General features: G+C 56.9%; 14 protein-coding genes and 1 pseudogene. 9 read left to right on the forward strand and 6 right to left on the reverse strand.

All coding sequences use genetic code 11. The annotated features are described in order from the left end of the window. Positions 1-46: 46 nt before the first annotated feature. Positions 47-1,285, reverse strand: coding sequence for an 8-amino-7-oxononanoate synthase (locus A0257_04250; protein AMR26390.1), 1,239 nt, complete (start codon positions 1,283-1,285; stop codon positions 47-49). A gap of 289 nt (positions 1,286-1,574) precedes the next feature. Here A0257_04250 and A0257_04255 point away from each other — a divergent pair, with 289 nt between their 5' ends. Together A0257_04255 and A0257_04260 are read left to right on the forward strand one after the other, a co-directional pair. Continuing rightward, positions 1,575-3,086 carry a biotin carboxylase gene (locus tag A0257_04255; GenBank protein ID AMR26391.1) on the forward strand — a complete coding sequence of 504 codons (1,512 nt, stop codon included), beginning with the start codon at positions 1,575-1,577 and terminating at the stop codon, positions 3,084-3,086. Between the two features lie 185 nt (positions 3,087-3,271). Then, entirely contained in the window at positions 3,272-3,454 is a 183-nt protein-coding gene (locus tag A0257_04260) for a hypothetical protein (protein AMR26392.1), read from the forward strand. A 286-nt stretch (positions 3,455-3,740) separates the two neighbouring features. On the opposite strand, the gene A0257_04265 is transcribed toward A0257_04260, so the two are convergent. Then, the gene (locus tag A0257_04265; GenBank protein AMR26393.1) at positions 3,741-4,442 is read right to left on the reverse strand and encodes a hypothetical protein; all 702 of its coding nucleotides are present in this window, start codon (positions 4,440-4,442) and stop codon (positions 3,741-3,743) included. Positions 4,443-4,457: 15 nt separating this feature from the next. Continuing rightward, positions 4,458-5,180: a pirin gene (locus tag A0257_04270; GenBank protein AMR26394.1), complete on the reverse strand. Its 723-nt coding sequence runs from the start codon at positions 5,178-5,180 to the stop codon at positions 4,458-4,460. A gap of 404 nt (positions 5,181-5,584) precedes the next feature. Between A0257_04270 and A0257_04275 the strand changes: the two are divergent. Continuing rightward, positions 5,585-7,081 (forward strand): annotated as a pseudogene (locus A0257_04275) (hypothetical protein). Between the two features lie 480 nt (positions 7,082-7,561). Continuing rightward, positions 7,562-8,971, forward strand: a complete 1,410-nt coding sequence (gene aspA, locus A0257_04280) for an aspartate ammonia-lyase (GenBank protein ID AMR26395.1) — start codon at positions 7,562-7,564, stop codon at positions 8,969-8,971. 136 nt (positions 8,972-9,107) lie between these two features. Here aspA and A0257_04285 read toward each other — a convergent pair whose 3' ends face one another. Next, entirely contained in the window at positions 9,108-9,680 is a 573-nt protein-coding gene (locus A0257_04285) for a hypothetical protein (GenBank protein ID AMR26396.1), read from the reverse strand. A 149-nt stretch (positions 9,681-9,829) separates the two neighbouring features. Between A0257_04285 and A0257_04290 the strand changes: the two genes are divergently transcribed. From A0257_04290 to A0257_04300, 3 genes are all read left to right on the forward strand, one after another. Beyond that, entirely contained in the window at positions 9,830-12,076 is a 2,247-nt protein-coding gene (locus tag A0257_04290) for an ATP-dependent DNA helicase (GenBank protein ID AMR26397.1), read from the forward strand. Positions 12,077-12,198: 122 nt separating this feature from the next. Continuing rightward, positions 12,199-12,915, forward strand: coding sequence for a hypothetical protein (locus A0257_04295; GenBank protein AMR26398.1), 717 nt, complete (start codon positions 12,199-12,201; stop codon positions 12,913-12,915). Positions 12,916-13,000: 85 nt separating this feature from the next. After that, complete coding sequence (locus A0257_04300; GenBank protein ID AMR26399.1) at positions 13,001-14,308, forward strand: UDP-N-acetylglucosamine 1-carboxyvinyltransferase; 1,308 nt, start codon at positions 13,001-13,003, stop codon at positions 14,306-14,308. Positions 14,309-14,388: 80 nt separating this feature from the next. Here A0257_04300 and A0257_04305 read toward each other — a convergent pair whose 3' ends face one another. Then, positions 14,389-14,727, reverse strand: coding sequence for a hypothetical protein (locus A0257_04305; protein AMR26400.1), 339 nt, complete (start codon positions 14,725-14,727; stop codon positions 14,389-14,391). Between the two features lie 339 nt (positions 14,728-15,066). Here A0257_04305 and A0257_04310 point away from each other — a divergent pair, with 339 nt between their 5' ends. Continuing rightward, complete coding sequence (locus tag A0257_04310) at positions 15,067-15,366, forward strand: hypothetical protein (GenBank protein AMR26401.1); 300 nt, start codon at positions 15,067-15,069, stop codon at positions 15,364-15,366. Between the two features lie 170 nt (positions 15,367-15,536). Further along, a complete protein-coding gene (locus A0257_04315; GenBank protein ID AMR26402.1) occupies positions 15,537-15,968 on the forward strand; it encodes a hypothetical protein in 432 nt (143 codons plus the stop codon). 120 nt (positions 15,969-16,088) lie between these two features. On the opposite strand, the gene A0257_04320 is transcribed toward A0257_04315, so the two are convergent. Continuing rightward, complete coding sequence (locus tag A0257_04320; GenBank protein AMR26403.1) at positions 16,089-17,510, reverse strand: RNA-splicing ligase RtcB; 1,422 nt, start codon at positions 17,508-17,510, stop codon at positions 16,089-16,091. Positions 17,511-18,606 lie beyond the last annotated feature (1,096 nt).

Raw genomic sequence — 18,606 nt, forward strand, 5'->3', positions numbered from 1 at the left:
GATAACTGGGTGTGTAGGGCTAGTAGTCGGGGTAGCAATCAGCCTCTTAGGCAGCGGCGGGCTGCTTGCTGTAAAGCCCCTTGTCGAGCTTGGCGGCAATGGCTTCGAAGGCAGTGATTGTTTGGCGAACATCTTCGAGTGTATGCACGGCCGTGGGGATGAGGCGCAGCATAATTACGCCCTTGGGCACCACCGGATACACCACGATGGAGCAGAAAAGGCCGTGATTCTCACGCAAATCGAAGGTCAGGGCCGTAGCGTCGGGAATCTGGCCGTTGAGGAACACGGGCGTCACCGGCGACTCGGTGGTGCCGATGTTGAAGCCTTTTTCGCGCAGGCCGCTTTGCAGGGCGCGCACGATGGTCCAGAGGTTTTCGCGGTATTCGGGGTGGTTGCGAATCAGCTCCAGGCGCTTGATGGCACCCACCACCAGGGGCATGGGTAGGGATTTGGCGAATATCTGGCTACGCATGTTGTAGCGCAAATATTCAATAACGCCCTCCTGGCCCGCCACGAACGCGCCGATGCTGGCCATGCTCTTGGCGAAGGTGTAAAAAATAAGGTCTATGCCCTCCTGCACGCCCAAATGCTCGGCCGTGCCGGCACCCGTGGGGCCCAGCGTGCCAAAGCCGTGGGCGTCATCGACGAAGATTCGAAAGTCATATTTTTCTTTCAGCTTCACGATTTCGCGCAGCTTACCGAGGTTGCCCGACATGCCAAACATGCCTTCGGTAATCACCAGGATGCCGCCGCCGGTTTCGTCGGTGAGGCGCTTGGCGCGCTCCAGCTGCTTTTCGAGGTTCTCGATGTCGTTGTGCGGAAACACGAAGCGCTTGCCCTGGTGCAGGCGCACGCCATCAATGATGCAGGCGTGCGACTCGGCATCGTACACGATGGCATCGTGGCGGCTCACCAGCGCGTCGATGATGCTTACTACCCCTTGGTAGCCAAAATTGAGGAGCAGGGCAGCGGGCTTCTTCACGAAGTCGGCCAGCTCATTTTCGAGTTGCTCGTGCAGAGTCGAGTTGCCGCTCATAATGCGCGCGCCCATTGGGTAGGCCATGCCGTACTCGGCCGCGCCTTCCAGGTCAGCCTGCCGCACTTCGGGGTGGTTGGCTAGGCCGAGGTAGTTGTTCAGGCTCCAGGTCAGCACCTCTTTCCCGCGAAAAATCATGCGGGGTTTAATCTCGCCTTCGAGCTTGGGAAAGGTGAAATAGCCGTGGGCGTAGTGCGAGTGCGAGCCCAGCGGGCCCCGGTTGGCCGTAACGCGGTCGAAAATATCCACTGAAAACTAGGGGGGAATAGGTTAAGAGGGCGAAGGCGGCGAACCCAGCCGGCGCGCACGTCTTAAGATTAGCTAAACGACAAAGATAAGCCTACGCAGCCGTTGTACATAATTTGGGCGTAGCCGCAAGATAGGGATTACTTCTTTATTACCGGAGAAGTGATTTAAGGTTTTCTTTGTGGCGATTAAGTAGCGCGAACTTTGTAGTTCGCGTCCTAGTGCCACCACAACGACCGTCGTTTTAAAACGCGATTTACAAAAATCGCGCTACTGCCTTCCCCACCCCTACATGAAGAAAATAGCTAAGCTCCTGGTTGCCAATCGGGGCGAAATTGCGCTGCGCGTGCTGCGCTCGGCCCGCGAAATGGGCATTGCCACGGTGGCCATCTACTCGGAGGCCGACCGCCTCTCGCCCCACGTGCGCTACGCCGACGAGGCCGTGTGCGTGGGCCCGCCCGCCTCGAAGGACAGCTATTTGCGGGGCGATAAAATTATTGAAATCTGCAAAGAATTAGGCGTCGATGCCATTCACCCCGGCTACGGCTTCCTCTCGGAGAATGCCGGCTTTGCCCGCGCCGTGCGCGAAGCGGGGCTCATTTTTGTGGGCCCCAGCCCCGAGGCGATGGAGCTAATGGGCGATAAGCTCTCGGCCAAGCAAACGGTGAAGGCCTATAACATTCCGCTGGTGCCGGGCACCGACGAGGCCATTTCCGACGTGGAGGCGGCTAAGCAGATTGCGGCGGGGGTAGGGTTTCCAATTCTCATTAAGGCCTCGGCCGGCGGCGGCGGCAAGGGGATGCGCCTGGTGCACAGCGTCGATGAGTTTGAGGAGCAGATGCAGCTGGCTGTGAGCGAGGCCACGTCGGCGTTTGGCGACGGGGCGGTGTTTATTGAGAAATTCGTGACTGGGCCGCGCCACATCGAGATTCAGGTTTTGGGCGATGAGCACGGCAACATCGTACACCTGTTTGAGCGCGAGTGCTCCATTCAGCGCCGCCACCAGAAGGTGATTGAGGAAGCGCCCTCGGCGGTCCTTACCCCCGAGCTGCGGGCCGAGATGGGCCGCTGCGCCGTGGAAGTAGCCCGCGCCTGCCAGTACGCGGGGGCCGGCACGGTGGAGTTTTTGCTCGACGACCAGCATCGCTTCTACTTCCTCGAAATGAACACCCGCCTGCAAGTCGAGCACCCGGTGACGGAGATGATTACGGGCCTCGACCTGGTGAAGGAGCAGATTCGGGTGGCCGAGGGCCAGCCCCTACCCTTCCGCCAGGAAGATTTGACCATCAACGGCCACGCCCTGGAGCTGCGCGTGTACGCCGAAGACCCGCAGAATAACTTCCTGCCCGACATCGGCCGCCTCAGCACTTACGTGCGCCCCCAGGGTCCCGGCGTGCGCGTGGACGATGGCTTTGAGCAGGGCATGGACATCCCGATTTACTACGACCCCATGATTGCCAAGCTGGTAGCCTACGGTGCCACCCGCGCCGAAGCCATCGCGCGGATGCTGCGTGCCATCGCCGAATACCAGATTACGGGCATCGAAACCACGCTGCCCTTCGGCACCTTCGTGCTCCGGCACCCGGCCTTCGTGAGCGGCAACTTCGACACGAATTTCGTGCGCGACCATTTCAGCGCCGCCGTGCTGGCCCCCACCATGCCCGACGAGGGCACCGCCCAGGTAGCCGCCGCCCTGGTAGCCATGCTGCTGAGCGAAAAGCAGGCCCCTACCCCCCCAGCCACGGGCGAAGCGCCGGGCGCGCCGGCTTCGGCGTGGCGAAGGAATCGACTGGGGGTAGGGTAGCTGTTCTTAAAAGTATTTTTTTACCATTCTAGGTGCTGATATATTTATATGCACTACTATATCGCCCGCCACATTCTGCACCAGGGCCCGCACGCCACCAACTACTATGGCAGCCGCAACTGGCGCGTAGTGCTAAAAGAAAAGACCGGCGAGGACCTCTCAGCCCGCGCAATGGTCGAGTACCGATGCCCGCCATCCGGCAGCGCTACCGCACTACCCCCGAAACGGCCATCGTGAGCGAGTCGCTGGCGGGCCTCTTCGTGGTCGAAACGTTTTTGCTGGAGCACGATTTATTTCCTACTTGCCTGGCCTTCGGCCCCAGTTTAGGGTGGAACACTAATTACCTGACGTTACGCAGTGAACAGTAGCGCGATTTTTGTAAATCGCGTCCCCGCGCCGTTGGAATGGCTGTAACGGCGCGGGGACGCGATTTACAAAAATCGCGCTACCCCCTAGCGGCGCTTTAGCGAAGGAACCGCGTAACAGCAGTAACTACCCGACCAAGCACGCCAGCATGGGTGCGGCTTCGGCCGGCCATTACGTGGCACTACGCGCCGCTGCCCGCCGGAACGCACCGAGCCATCTACCATCCGGCGGCGCTCCAGGCGTTCCAGACATTCTTTAAGTGTCCCCGGCCCCAGCCGGCAAGTAGTGCTACTTCAGCCGCCGCTCCAGGACCTGCGCTACGCTTTCGAGCCGGCGAATAAGGGGCTGCGTTACTTCTTCATTGCTGAAATCGATGCCCTGGCCGCGCGAGGCGAGGTAGCGGGCCAGGGCCGAGTTTTCGTCCAGGGCTTTGGTGAGCTCCTGCTGGGCGTCGTCCCACTCGGGCACCTGGTCGGTGGCCAGGTAGTGGTAGCGCAGCTCGATGGTTTGGCTCACGAGGTGGGCCAGGCGCGTGAGCAAGTGCGCCTCGGCGGCCGTGAAGTCGCGGACCTCGCGGGCAATAATGGCCAACATGCCCAGGCGGGCCCCGTCTTGGGCAATGAGCGCCGCCCCGGCGTAAAAATTGAGGCCGATGGCCTGCGCCACGTCGGGCTTGATGAGGCGGCAGCTTTCGGGCTTATAATCAGACACTACTACCTGCTCGCCAACCAGAATGGCGGCCGAGCACATGCTCTCGTTGCGCGGTAGGCCCGGAATATCCGAGGCCCCGGTCAGCGCCTTAAACCACACGTAGTCGGCATCGACAAGCGAGATGAGCGAGATGGGCACGCCAAAAAGCTGCGCCGCCCAGGCCACGTAGTCGTCAAAAATCTGCTCCGGCGTCGTGTTCACAATCTGATACTGGTGCAGCGTGCGCAGCCGGGCAGTATCGTGCGCAGGTAGCAGAGAATCAGGAAAATGGGTGGTCATACCGGACATTACTACTCAATAATTTGCCTCACTGCCGGGCAGGTCTATCAAAATGAACTGGGCATCCTTGGTAGCTTCTATTTCCAGCACGTTTTCGGCGTCGATACGCGCCTGGTCATTGGCACCCAGCTCCGTGCCGTTGACCATAATGCTACCCTGCTTCACGTAAATAAAGGTAAGTCTGATTGGGAAGGTTTTAAACGTCAACGCCTTGCCACACTCCAGGTTGCTCCAGTAGATGGTGCTGTTGGAATTCATGTAAACCACGTCTTCCAGCACGCGCTGGCCGGTCACGAGCGGCACCAGCTCGTTGTTTTTGCCTTTCAAAAAGCCCAAATCTTTTTGCTCGTAGCTTGGGGCCAGGCCTTTTTGGCTGGGCATAAACCAGAGCTGGTAGAGGTGCAGGGGCTTATCCTGGCGGTTCATCTCGCTGTGGGCCACACCGGTGCCGGCCGTCATGCGCTGCACCTCGCCAGCCGTGATAGCGGTGCGGTTGCCCATCGTGTCTTCGTGGCTCACTTCGCCTTCGAGCACCAGCGTCACAATTTCCATTTCGGAGTGCGGGTGCTGTGGAAAGCCGTTTTGCGGTGCCACCGTGTCGTCATTGAACACCCGCAACGGGCCGAAGTGCATATTGTGCCGGTCGTAATAATCGGCAAACGAAAACAGGAAATACGAGCTGAGCCAGGCGGTAGGGGCGGCGTGGTGGCGGTCGGCGGCGAGAATGGGGGCAAGCATGTGGAAGGAAGCGTTAAGGAGCAAAAATTGAATGTGGTGAGCAAGGTAATGGCACCAGCAGCCACCGGGCAGTTATGGAGGCCGCGCTGGCCGGAATATCCAGCCCAGGGCTGGTTAATACGTTGCAAACGGCCTGCCGTTTATTATCCAATTTCCAGCGCTGTTGTGGAGCAGACGGAATCCGCAAACGTTTGCGATTTTATTTTTGATTGCAACGTCGGTTTTAAGCCATTCAGGCACTCTAAATAGCTACCTAATTGTTATTAACCGCTTTCTGAATTACGTTCCGGCCAACGAATGCTCATCTTATCTTCACTTAAAAAAATATAAATTTTAGCGCAGTAAAAAGCGCGGGCTCCGGCTTAACATTGCAGCAGCTTTTTCCCACCTTTCTCTACCATACCATGTTGCATTCCCTACCCGGAACCACGCGCCTTGCCGGCGCGGCGGCGCTTTTATTGCTGGCCGGCTGCGCCAAGGAAGTCGCCATTCCAAGCACCAGCCCTACCCCCTCCCCTGCCGCCAACGCCACCGCGACCACCGCGAACGGCGTGCTGATGCAGGGCTTTTACTGGGACGTGCCCCAGACCACCAGCGGCCAGACGTGGTGGCAGGTGCTCGGCGGCAAAGCCAGCGAACTGAAAAGCGCGGGCATCACGGCCCTCTGGCTACCCCCCGCCTACAAGGGCAGCGGCGCGAACGACGTGGGCTACGGCGTGTATGACCGCTACGACCTGGGCGAGTTCAACCAGAAGGGCACCGTGGCCACGCACTACGGCACACTGGCGCAGCTGCAAAGCTGCGTCGCGGCCCTGCACGGGCAAGGTGTGCAGGTGTATGAAGACATGGTAATGAACCACTTGACTTCGGCCGATGCGCAGGAGCAGTTCACGGTGGGCGGCACGAGCTATAACGTGTACACGAGCTTTACCTACCCCGGCCGGGCCAATAAGTACAGCACTTACCAATGGCATTATTATAATTTCAACGGCACTCAGCAGGCCCCCAACAACGGCTGGTACCAGTGGAATGCCTGGGATTTTCAGCCCTACGCCAACGGCGACGCCTACGACAACCTGCTGGGCTCGGAAATCCGCTACGCCGACCAGAACCAGGTAAATGAAACCATTAAGTGGGGCAACTGGATGACGACGACGCTGGGCCTCGATGGCTACCGGCTCGACGCGACCAAGCACATGCTCACCTCGTTCGTGAATTCGTGGCTGGATAACGTGAAGGGCAGCAGCGGCCGCTTCGCGGTGAGCGAGGCGTGGTTCCGCAACCTGAGCGACCTCAACAACTACGCCGCGGCCACGGGCGGCCGCACGAGCTTGTTCGACGTGCCGCTGCACTACACTTTTGCCGATATGAGCAACGGCAACGGCACCTGGGACATGCGGGGGCTACAGTTCGCGGGCTTCACGGAGGCCAACGGCGCGCTGTCGGTTTCGTTTGTGGACAACCACGACACCGACCAGACGGGCGGCGCGCTCTATTCGCCGGTGGCCAACCTCAAGCTGCTGGCCTATAGCTACATCCTGACCCGCGAGAAGGGCTACCCCTGCGTATTCTACAAAGACTACTACAACTACGGTCTGGGCGCGCAGATTAAAACGCTCATCGGCATCCGGCAGGCGCACGGCTTTGGCTCGGGCTACGAGTACACCAGCGCCGACGATGCCGACGTGTATGCCTACTCGCGGGCCGGCGACGCGGGCCACACCGGCCTGCTGGAGCTGCTCAACGACGGCAGCAATGCCGCCAGCAAATCCCTCGCTACCCCCTTCAAAAACGCCATCCTCACCGACCTCACCGGCAACACCACCGGCACCGTCACCACCGACGCCAACGGCCTCGGCACCTTCCCCGTGAATGCCCGCTCGTATGCCGTGTGGGTACCCGGCGGCAGCGGCACGGGCACCACCGGCACCACTTCGGTAACGTTCACTATTAATTACAGCAACACCGTAAGCGGCCAGAACCTGTACCTGGTGGGCAGCACCGCGCAGCTGGGCTCCTGGAACACGGCCAACGCCCTTCAGCTCAGCGGCGCGGCCTACCCCAACTGGACCGTGACCGTGCCCCTGACCACTGGTACTAACGTGCTGTACAAGTACTTCCGCCGGGATGGCTCGGGGAATATTCTGTGGGAAAACGACCCCAATAACTCGCTTACGCCCAGCAGCAGCACGCAGAGCGTGACCGATACCTGGCACTAACCGCGCCGGTAGCTTCCGCGTTTCTTCCGCGCCCTTCGCGGGCAATTTCGTCCGCGCCATCCCCAAAGCCTGCCGCTAACCCGGCAGGCTTTTTTGCCTTGAAATCCTCCCTATCGCAGTCGGCACCGTAAGATTAAGCTCGCTCATTTTTTCCTACCCCCCATGCCGACTCCCACCCGCCTCGAACACGATTTCCTGGGCGAACTGCCCATTCCGAACGACGCCTACTATGGAATTCAGACCCTGCGGGCGCTGGAAAACTTTCATATCACCGGCATTCCGATTAAAGTCGAGCCGTTGTTCGTGCAGGCGCTGGCCTTCGTGAAAAAAGGCGCGGCGCTGACCAATAAGGAGTTGGGTGTACTCGACCCCCGCATTGCCGACTACATCGCGCAAGCCTGCGACCGCGTGGCCAGCGGTGAGTTCGACAATCAGTTTCTGACCGACATGATTCAGGGCGGGGCCGGCACGTCGGTGAATATGAACGCCAACGAAGTAATCGCCAACGTGGCCCTGGAAATGATGGGCCACCAAAAAGGCGAGTACCAGTACTGCCACCCCAACAACCACGTAAACTGTTCGCAATCAACCAACGACGCCTACCCCACCGCTTTTCGCATAGCGCTGAATAATAAGCTGGCCGGCTACCGCGACACGCTCTCGCAGCTGGCCGACGCGTTTTTTGCCAAGGGCCAGGAGTTTGAGAACGTGCTCAAGATGGGCCGCACCCAACTCCAGGATGCCGTGCCAATGAGCATGGGCGACGAGTTCAACGCTTTTGCCACCAACCTGCGCGAAGAGCTGCTGCGCATTGACGACTCGCGCCGGCTCATCGCTGAAATCAACATGGGGGCCACCGCTATTGGCACCGGCATCAACACGCCGCCCGGCTACGCGGGCCTCGTAACCAAGCACTTGCGCACCATCACGGGCCTCGACCTGAGCCTGGCCGGCGACCTCATTGAGGCCACTTACGACACCGGCGCTTACGTGCAGCTCTCGGGCGTGCTCAAGCGCACGGCCGTGAAGCTGAGCAAGATATGCAACGACCTGCGCCTGCTCAGCAGCGGCCCGCGCTGCGGCATTAATGAAATCAACCTACCCGCCTTGCAGCCCGGCAGTAGCATCATGCCCGGCAAAGTGAACCCGGTGGTGCCCGAAGTGGTGAACCAAACGGCCTTCTACGTCATCGGTGCCGACCTCACCGTGACGATGGCCGCCGAGGCCGGCCAGCTGCAACTCAATGTGATGGAACCGGTTATCTCGTTCGCGCTCTTCACCAGCATCTCCTACATGACTAATGCCTGCCGCACGCTGCGCGAAAAGTGCGTGCTCGGCATCACCGCCAACGTCGAGCACGCCGCCAACCTGGTTTACAATAGCATCGGTATCGTAACCCAGCTCAACCCCGTGCTCGGCTACGAAACCAGCGCCAGCATCGCCAAGGAGGCGCTGGCCACCGGCAAATCAGTCCACGACATCGCTGTGACCGAGCGCCAGTTGCTGAGTCAGGAAAAATGGGACGAGATTTTCACGTTTGAAAACCTCATTCGGCCGGTATTTATACAGTAGCCTGCTCTCTGTCATTGCGAGCGTAACGAAGTGGAGCGCGGCAATCTTTCCTTCACGTCAGAATTGCTATCCCAACGACAAAGGAAAGATTGCCGCGCTCCGCTTTGCTACGCTTGCAATGATAAATGACTGATAGTTAAGATATTGTTGGGTTTTCAATCTCCCGGGCCAGCTCGGCGTACCATGCTGCGCCATATTTGCGTTCAAGTGGCTCCTGCAAAAACTTATACACCGGCACGCCCAGCTTGGCCCCAAACGAGCAGGCCGGCGAGCAGATGTCCCAGCGGTCGTAGTTGAGGGCCTCAAAACCTTCGTATTTCGTGACGCGGATGGGATATAAGTGGCAGCTAATCGGCTTCTTGAAGGTTGTAGCCCCCGCCAAGTGCGCCTGCTCGATGCCGCATTTCAGGATGCCGCGCTCGTCGTAAAGCGCGTAAGCGCATTCCCGGTCGTTGATGGTCGTGGTGCTATAATCGCCCTCCCAGTCTTCGATGTAAAGACCTTGGGTCGCAATGGCTTGCTTGCCGGCTTCGGTCAGGAAAGGCTCAATTTTCGGGTATTCGCTCTTCAATATTTCCAGCTCTTCCAGCTCCAGGGGCGCGCCGAGGTCGCCTTCCACGCAACAGGCCCCTTTGCAGGCATCGAGGTTGCAGACGAAGAAGTTCTCGGCCACATCGTCGGAGATAACGGTATTCTGGATGACAATCATGGGATAGGGCGAATTTATCGGTGCTGAAATACGGTTAGCAAAGGACCACCAGGTGGTAGTTCTGCCTAAAAACGGTAGCACAAAGATACCGCCCTACCCCCCTCCAACTTATCTTTGTCAGCTAGCCGCCTTCGGGGCGGCCTTTTCGTATGGCTTTAGATTATCACGCGCTTTTAAACCCCTCGCAGGCCGCCGCCGTCCTCCAAACGGAAGGCCCCTGCATGATTATCGCCGGTGCCGGCTCGGGCAAAACCCGGGTACTCACGTATCGCATCGCGCACCTGCTGGAGCAGGGTGTGGACCCGTTCAACATCCTGGCGCTCACCTTCACCAACAAGGCCGCCAAGGAGATGCGCGCCCGCATTGAAAAGGTGGTCGGCCCCAACGCCAAAAACCTGTGGATGGGCACTTTCCACTCCGTTTTTGCCAAAATTCTGCGCTCCGAGGCCGATAAAATCGGCTACCCCCGCTCGTTTACCATCTACGACACGCAGGACACGAAAACCCTCATCGGGCAGATTGTGAAGGAGTTGGAGCTGGATGACAAGCTCTACAAGGCCAGCACGGTGCTGGGCCGCATCTCGGCCGCTAAGAACAAGCTCGTGTCGGTGCAGCAATACCTCAACGACCCGGTTATCAAGCAGGACGATGAGGCGGCGATGCGCCCCAAAATCGGAGTGCTGTATCAGCAGTACCAGCAGCGTTGCTTTAAGGCCGGCGCGATGGATTTTGACGACCTATTGTTCCAGACCAACGTGCTGTTCCGCGACCACCCGGATATTCTGAATAAATACCAGAATAAATTTCGGTTTGTGATGGTGGACGAGTACCAGGACACGAACTATTCGCAGTATTTAATTACCCGTAAGCTCGCGGCTAAAGAGCGGAATATCTGCGTAGTAGGCGACGATGCGCAGAGTATCTACGCCTTCCGGGGCGCGGATATTACCAATATTCTGAATTTTGAGAAAGACTACCCCGAGCTAAACGTATTTAAGCTGGAGCAGAATTATCGCTCTACCAAAAATATCGTCTGGGCGGCTAATTCAGTTATTAAAAATAACCAGGCGCAGTTGCGCAAGGACGTTTTTTCGGACAACGAGGACGGTAATTTAATCGAGGTGATTAAGGCCGCTTCCGACAACGAGGAAGGCAAATTAATTGCCCAGTCTATTTACGAGGACAAGATGAATCTGCATCTGTCCTACGACAATTTTGCCATTCTTTACCGCACCAATGCCCAGAGCCGGGCGATGGAAGAGGCGCTGCGCAAATTAAATATTCGCTACAAGATTGTGGGTGGCCTGAGCTTTTACCAGCGCAAGGAAATCAAGGACTTAGTGGCGTATTTGCGACTCACGGTGAACCCGAATGATGAGCAGGCATTGCGCCGGGTAATTAATTATCCGAAGCGCGGCATCGGCGACACGACGATTAGCAAATTAATTAATTCGGCCGAGGAAGCCAACCATACGCTCTGGGAGGTAGTGAGCAACGCCGAGCAGTTTTTGCCGGCCCGCGTATCAAATCCGGTGGTGGGCTTTGCCGAAAAAATCAAGAGTTACACCGCCGTTGCGGCAAAGGAAGATGCCTTTGAGGCGGCCAAGTTTATTGCCAAAAACTCGGGCATGATTGAAGAGTTGTACGCCGATAAAAGCATCGAAGGCTTGTCGCGCTACGAGAATATTCAGGAATTGCTCAATGGCATCAAGGAATACGTGGACGACCACGAGCGCGAGGACAAGTCGCTGGGCGCGTTTTTGCAGGATATCGCGCTCGTTACCGACTCCGACCTCAAGGACGCCGCCCAGGAAGGCGAGGCCGTGACAATGATGACCATTCACTCGGCTAAAGGACTGGAATTCCGCAATGTGTACATCGTGGGTATGGAAGAAAACCTCTTCCCCAGCCAGATGATGATAACCTCGCGGGCCGACCTGGAGGAAGAGCGCCGGCTTTTTTACGTGGCCATTACGCGGGCCGAAAAGAAGCTGACGCTCAGCTACGCTACCTCACGCTACCAGTGGGGCACCCTGCGCTCGTGCGAGAAGTCACGCTTCCTGGATGAGATTGACCCGCAATATCTTAACGTGAAATTTGCGGCGGGCCCGGCGGTGAGCGAATCGCCGTTTCAGCACGTATTTGAGCGTCGCTCCAACCTGGTTGCTACCCCCCCTCGTAAGACGGTAGCGACCAAGTACGTGGCACCCGCCGACTTCCAACCCTCCGACACGAGTAACTTGCAGGCCGGCCAGCGCGTGGAGCACGCCAAATTTGGTTTTGGCAAGGTGGCCACGCTCGAAAAGCAGAACGGCACCGTGAAGGCCATCATTCAGTTTGAGGAAGTTGGCGAGAAAACGCTGCTGCTAAGCTTTGCGAAATTGCGCGTGCTATAATTTTTTCGCACAGAGTTCACGGAGTTTCACAGAGTTTTTACTCCGCGTAATTCTGTGAACTCTGTGCGAAATACTCTGACCTACACATGACTCCTACCCCCCCCCTGCCCTTCCATCTGCAATTGCTGGTGCGCGAATATGGGCAAAGCACTTACCAGCTCATTCAGGGCCTGGCTCAGATTGAGGACGTGGCCGAGCGCACGCGCCGCGCTGCCGGCATTGTGCAACTCATGCTGCGCCTGCGGCCCAGCCTACGCGACGTGCCCGAGATTCAGACGCGCCTCTGGAACCACCTGCACGCGCTGGCCGGCACCGACGTGGCCCTCGACGCGCCCGTGCCCCTGGCACCACCGCGCCTGTATCAGGCCAAGCCTCAGCGCCTGGAATATCCGCGCCAGGCACCCAAGCTCAAAGCCTACGGCCGGGGCATTGAGGCCCTCATTGCCAAGGCATTGACCTTGACCGACGCGACCGAGCGCGAACAGGCGGCGGCGCAGATTGGCCGCACGATGAAGTTCTTGTACCGCCAGCATAACAAGGAAAACGCCAAGGACGTGACCATCATTCGGCACCTGAGCGAGCTATCGGGCGGGCAGCTGAAGCTGGACGCGCAGGTGGTGGCCGACCAAGAACTATTTGAATTGGCAGCGCTGCCGGCCACGGCCCCCGCCCCTACCCCCCGCGCCAGTGGCCAAAGCAGCAGCCGCGACGCCCGCGACCGTCGCATCGACCGGCCCGAGGGCAGCACGAGCTTCGGCAACGGTGGTGGCAACGGGAAAAAGCGCGATAAAAAGCGCGGCAAGAAATTTCGCTCCGAGCCTCAGCAGCCACCGCAGTAGCTTATTTTGAGCTGCTAGCTGTTGGCTTTTTTAGCGGCGGCAAAACATTAATCAGAAATCAAAAAAGCTAACAGCTCAAAAAAAAATGGCTGCATTTGAAGTGCGTGGCGGGCGGAAGCTCCACGGAGAAATTGTTCCACAAGGAGCTAAGAATGAGGCGCTCCAGATTCTGTGTGCGGTGCTGCTCAGCGCCGAGCCGGTTACCATCAGCAACGTGCCCAATATTCGGGACGTGAATAAGCTCATTGAGTTGCTGCGCGACATGGGCGTGAAAGTGGGCCGCCTGGCCCCCGACACCTACCGGTTTCAGGCCGAAGATGTGCGCCTCGACTACCTCGATACGCCCGAATTCGTGGCCCAGGCCCGCGAGCTGCGCGGCTCCGTAATGATACTCGGGCCGCTGCTGGCGCGCTACGGCCGCGCCCAGCTGCCCAAGCCGGGCGGCGACAAAATTGGCCGCCGGCCCCTCGACACGCACTTTGTGGGGCTCGAAAAGCTCGGTGCTCACCTCACGATGGAAGGCACCGATTTTTACCGCCTGAGCGTACCCGGCGGCAAGCTGCAAGGCGCCTCGATGCTGCTCGACGAAGCCAGCGTAACCGGCACCGCCAATATCGTGATGGCCGCCGTGCTGGCCGAGGGCACTACTACTATCTACAACGCCGCGTGCGAACCCTACTTGCAGCAGCTGTGCCGTATGCTGGTGCGCATGGGCGCTAACATTCAGGGCATTGGCTCCAACCTGCTCACGATTGAGGGGGTAGGGAGCCTGGGTGGCACCGAGCACCGCATGCTGCCCGACATGATTGAAATCGGTTCTTTCATCGGCCTGGCGGCCATGACGGGCTCCGAACTCACCATCAAGGACTGCCAGATTCCAGAGCTGGGTATCATCCCCGATACGTTTCGCAAGCTGGGCATTCAGCTGGAGTTTCGGGGCGATGACATCTTCGTGCCGGCGCAGGAGCACTATCAGATTGGCACCTACCTCGACGGCTCCATCCTCACGGTGAGCGACCACACTTGGCCGGGCTTCACGCCTGATTTGCTGAGTATTATTCTCGTAACGGCCACGCAGGCCCGCGGCACGGTGCTCATTCACCAGAAGATGTTTGAGTCGCGCCTGTTCTTCGTGGACAAGCTCATCGACATGGGCGCGCAAATTATTCTCTGCGACCCGCACCGCGCCACGGTTATCGGCCTCGACCGCCACAAGCAGCTGAACGGTATTACTATGTCGTCGCCCGATATTCGGGCGGGGGTAGCGCTGCTCATCGCCGCCCTCAGCGCCGAGGGCACCAGCAAAATCCTCAACGTGGAGCAGATTGACCGCGGCTACCAGAACATCGACGAGCGCCTGAACGCGCTCGGGGCCGATATCCGGCGCGTGTAGCGCAGCATAGCTTAACCAAAAAAAGGCCCGCGGTTGCAACCGCGGGCCTTTTTTTTATTGGCTGAGAGTAGCCGGGTAAGCTAGTCGATTACCATGTCTATTACCGTTGTTACCAGCGACAGGGCCAGGCTGAAAATCAGCGTGCTCACCAAGCCAGTCACGGAAAAGCTACTCATTAGAAAGTCGGCCAGCTTGACGATGATAACGTTGATAACCAGCAGGAAAAGTCCCAGCGTGAGGACCGTAATAGGGAAGCCGATTATCTTGAGAATTGGTTTCACCGTGGCATTTAGCAGGCCCATCACGATGACCAGAATGGCCGCGCTACCCACGCCATCGAGGCGCACGTTGGGGAGCACCTGCGCCAGGCCATAGGTTAGGACAGCCGTAAGAATAAATTTGATAAGAATTTTACCCATTTTTATTGTATTGATTTGCTGATTAAGTAGTCAATCGAAATTGATTTCACCTTTTATTCTGACCTAATTCAGGATTTTTGTCAGTAACGTCGCCAGTAGGTCGTGGGTCAAGTAGTCTGGCAAAATTAAACAAATTATCAGAACGTCCTGCTTACTTGATGTCCGCTGTCTAAGTACTCGGCAGTAAATAGTTTATGTTACGTTGATTAGTTTTGCACCATGTCAAGAGTCAACACCCCCTTATTGAGTGAATCCGCTAAATCAGTATTGGAACAAGGCGCAAGAACGGGAAAAACACCCTGTTTTCGAACCAGATGCGAAGTAATTTTGCTAAAAGCGATGGGTCTTACTTCGGAGGAAGTAGGTAAGTTTACGGCGATGACTTATGTGAGTGTGAATGCATGGACAAAACGTTATAAAGAGGCAGGTATTGACGGGCTGAAAACAAAGCCTGGACGCGGGCGCAAAGCCCTCTTAGCTGTTGAGACAGCTAAAGAATCTATTTTAGAAGCTATTAAAGCAAACAGACAACGTACCCAAACGGCCAAAGCGGAATGGGAACAGGAAACGAACAAGTCGGTTAGTCTACGCACATGCAAAGCTTTTTTAAAAGTCTTGGCGGACGATATAAACGCATAAGGAAACGGTGCAAAGGGGAACCCTGCCCGGAGATATACGCGCTAAAAAAAGAGCAACTGGCTGAACTAGAGAATCTTTACGAGCAAGGTTTTGTGGACTTATTGTACGGAGATGAAAGTCATGTTTGGAGTACGGGTTATGTTCCTTACGGCTGGCAATTTCCGGGAGAAGTGGTTTCAACAGGTGTTGAGAAGGGCTATAAAATAAATATCTGGGGACTCCTCAACCGACGCAATGAAACGCATTGGGTAATGACCGAAAAGAATATTAACGCACAGTTCATATTTACGCAATTAGAAGAGCTATCCTTTCAACTTAAAAAGCCAACGTTCAGTGTATTGGATAATGCAAGTATGCACAAAGCCCAGCTTATCCAACAGCAACTACCCTTTTGGGAAGAACGAGGCTTGTACCTATTTTACTTACCTACGTATTCACCGCACTTGAATCTGGCGGAAACGCTTTGGCGCAAATTAAAAAAAGAACAGCTTGACCCAGCTGATTATCATACGAAAGATACCCTGTTCTATGCAGTTAATCGTTGCTTAGCACAAGTAGGAAATTTATGGAAGATAAATTTCTCCAAATTTAACATAATCTAATTAGCGCCGGCTACTTAATCATCTTTACTACAACCAAACCAATCGTTCAACGATGCGAGCGAGATGCTTCGGCAAGCGGACACCAGATGAGCAGGACGTTCAATTAGTACCTATTTCTACCTACGTCGTCACGAACTGCTCCTCGCCGCCCGGCTCCCTGGCCGCCAGTTTGGCCCGGCGCTTGACTTTCCAGGGCGCGTCGTGCTCCCAGTCGCCGGCCATGAGGCAGCCGTAGGGGCGGATTTCATCCACCACGCGGGCCAGGCCGAACTCGGCAATCTGGCGCTTCACTTCTTCGGCGTCTTTGTAGGCGCTGGGCAGCTCCGACACGTCGATGCGGTTGAAGAAGAAGCGGGCGTCGATGCCCTGGGTTTCCTGGCGGTAGATTTCCTCGTCGGTTTGGCCGGCTTGCTGGCGCTTGTGCTGGGTGCGGCTCAGGTTGCGGCCGGCCCCGTGGGGCGCGAAGCCCAGGTTGCGGGCCGTCACGTCGCCCTCCACGATGAGGATGGGCTGGGCCATGTTCAGGGGGATGATGCGGCGGGCATCCTGGGCATCGGGCAGGAAGTGGGCGGCCAGCGGGGTCGCGCCCTTGGCGTGGTAGTACACGTCGCCGTCGCGGAATACGAAGTTGTGCTCGTTCCAGAACCGGGCGGGGGCGGCCACGCCCAGCTGCGCGGCCAGGGCATCGTGCAGCACCTCGTGGTTGAGCTTGGTCCAGCGGCGCACGGTTTGCAGGGCAGCCCAGTACTGCTCGCCCTCGGGCGTATCGGCTGGAATCCAGGCATTGGCGGGCGCGGTTTCGGGCGAGCGCTCCTTGCGGAACTGCTCGGCCAGGTGCATCCCCGTTTTGTAGAGCAGCGCCCCTACCCCCCGCGAGCCGTGGTGCGTCACCAGCACCGTGTCGCCGGTGCTGGCCTGCGTGCCCACGTACAGGAAGTGGTTGCCGTCGCCCTGCGTACCCAGGTGCTCCTGGGCCATTTGCAGGCCGCGCACCGAGTTCAGGTAGGGGTTGGCGGCCAGCTCGGCGCGCAAGTCGGGGGGTAGGGCAAACTGCCGCTCGGGCGGCCGCCCCCCTGGCCCGAAGTGCGTGAGGGCCTGCGCCGCGTCGAGTACGGCGCGCGGGTCCTGCCGGCCCAGGTTGCTGAGCATCACCGAGCAGCAGATGTCGGCCGAGTGCATGCCGGGGTGAATGGCCCGCAGAGCCGCCACCACGCCGCCCACCGGAATGGTGCCCACCGGCCCGGCCGGGCAGGCATCGGGCATCACCGCGCCGGCCACCACCGTGGGCACGCGCATGAGCTGCTGCATCGAACGGCGCACCTGCTCCACGTTCTGCTGCTCCACGGCCGAGCTGGCGCGGATATTCTCGTAAAACGGCAGCGGCTCAGCGCGCAGCGGCAGCGGCGCGGGCAGCTGCCACGGGGCCACGTAGGCGGCCAGCGCTTCGCCCGCCAGGCCGTGGGCGTTGGCGTGGGCCAGGATTTCGGGGAAGTGTTTGCCAGGGCGTAGGCCGAGGGCCAGCAGGTCGTGGCCGGTGAGCATGGGGGTAGGGAGTAAGTTTAAGAGGCGTAAGGATACAAAAAAACCGCGACTTTGGAAGCGCGGTTTTTGGGGTGTGACTGACGAGCAGCTTGGTTAGTCTAATCAGCGGCCTTCTGTGGCTTGAGCTTGGTTTTGTCAAGATATTCCTGCAACTGCTCAAAGGTCATACCCTTGATATCATTGGAAATTTTGTTCTTAATTTCTCTAAAGGTTGCAACGGTGTCAAAATCTTTGACGATTTTATTCTTCGTTTCCATTATTGACAATTTCTTTTGGTGAATGAATTTCTAAAGTTTCATAGTGCAAGTTCGTTTTTAAAGAATTATCCAATTTCATGATTTATCTTAATCGTCTTAGCAAGCGATTCTAAATCATGAAATATATTAAAGTTGTCAACTCCCAATACTTTTAATTGACTCCTTATGTTTTGTTTGTTACCAGCTGGTATTTGATAAAGTTTTAGACTCTTGTTCTGTTTATCTGATAATATCGGATGCTCTGGCACATGAAATGTAAAGCAACCTTTTTGCTGATTTATTCTTATATCTGTTAAATCAGGTCTGACCGGAATTATATAATCAGGGAGCCTGTCTACAGTTAACCATAAAAATATTGCATTTAATGCTTTATCAAAAATTGGGTGCCTGCTAGTTATTACTCCTTCAAACGCATTTTTTGCATTTTGTGTAGCAGAAAGTTCGAAAGCATCCATCATATAGAATTCTCCGTCTTCATCATCATCTGAAAGAGTAGCAAAATATAATGCTGCAAGCGGGCTTGTTGACCAGTCCAACAATCTCGTAGGCATCCCATAATGTTGTTGCACAAAATAACGCTCAACATCTGTTACAGGATTTTTAAATAAATTAGCAGACTGAACTCTAAAATCTTGTGACAGATGTTGTTCTTTTCTTAATCGTTCTTCTTCATTAATAACGTTGAATCCTTTACGGTAAACTCCAGGCTGTAAATCAAAATGACTTGTTTGACCTCTAAACCAATTTCTTAAATACGAATGTGGGCTTTTGTAAATACCAGCCTTGTCGATGATATTTAGTACGTCCTGTATCGATTTTATTGTTCCAGAATAAGAAAT

It is taken from the genome of Hymenobacter psoromatis, assembly GCA_001596155.1.
Lineage (GTDB): Bacteria > Bacteroidota > Bacteroidia > Cytophagales > Hymenobacteraceae > Hymenobacter.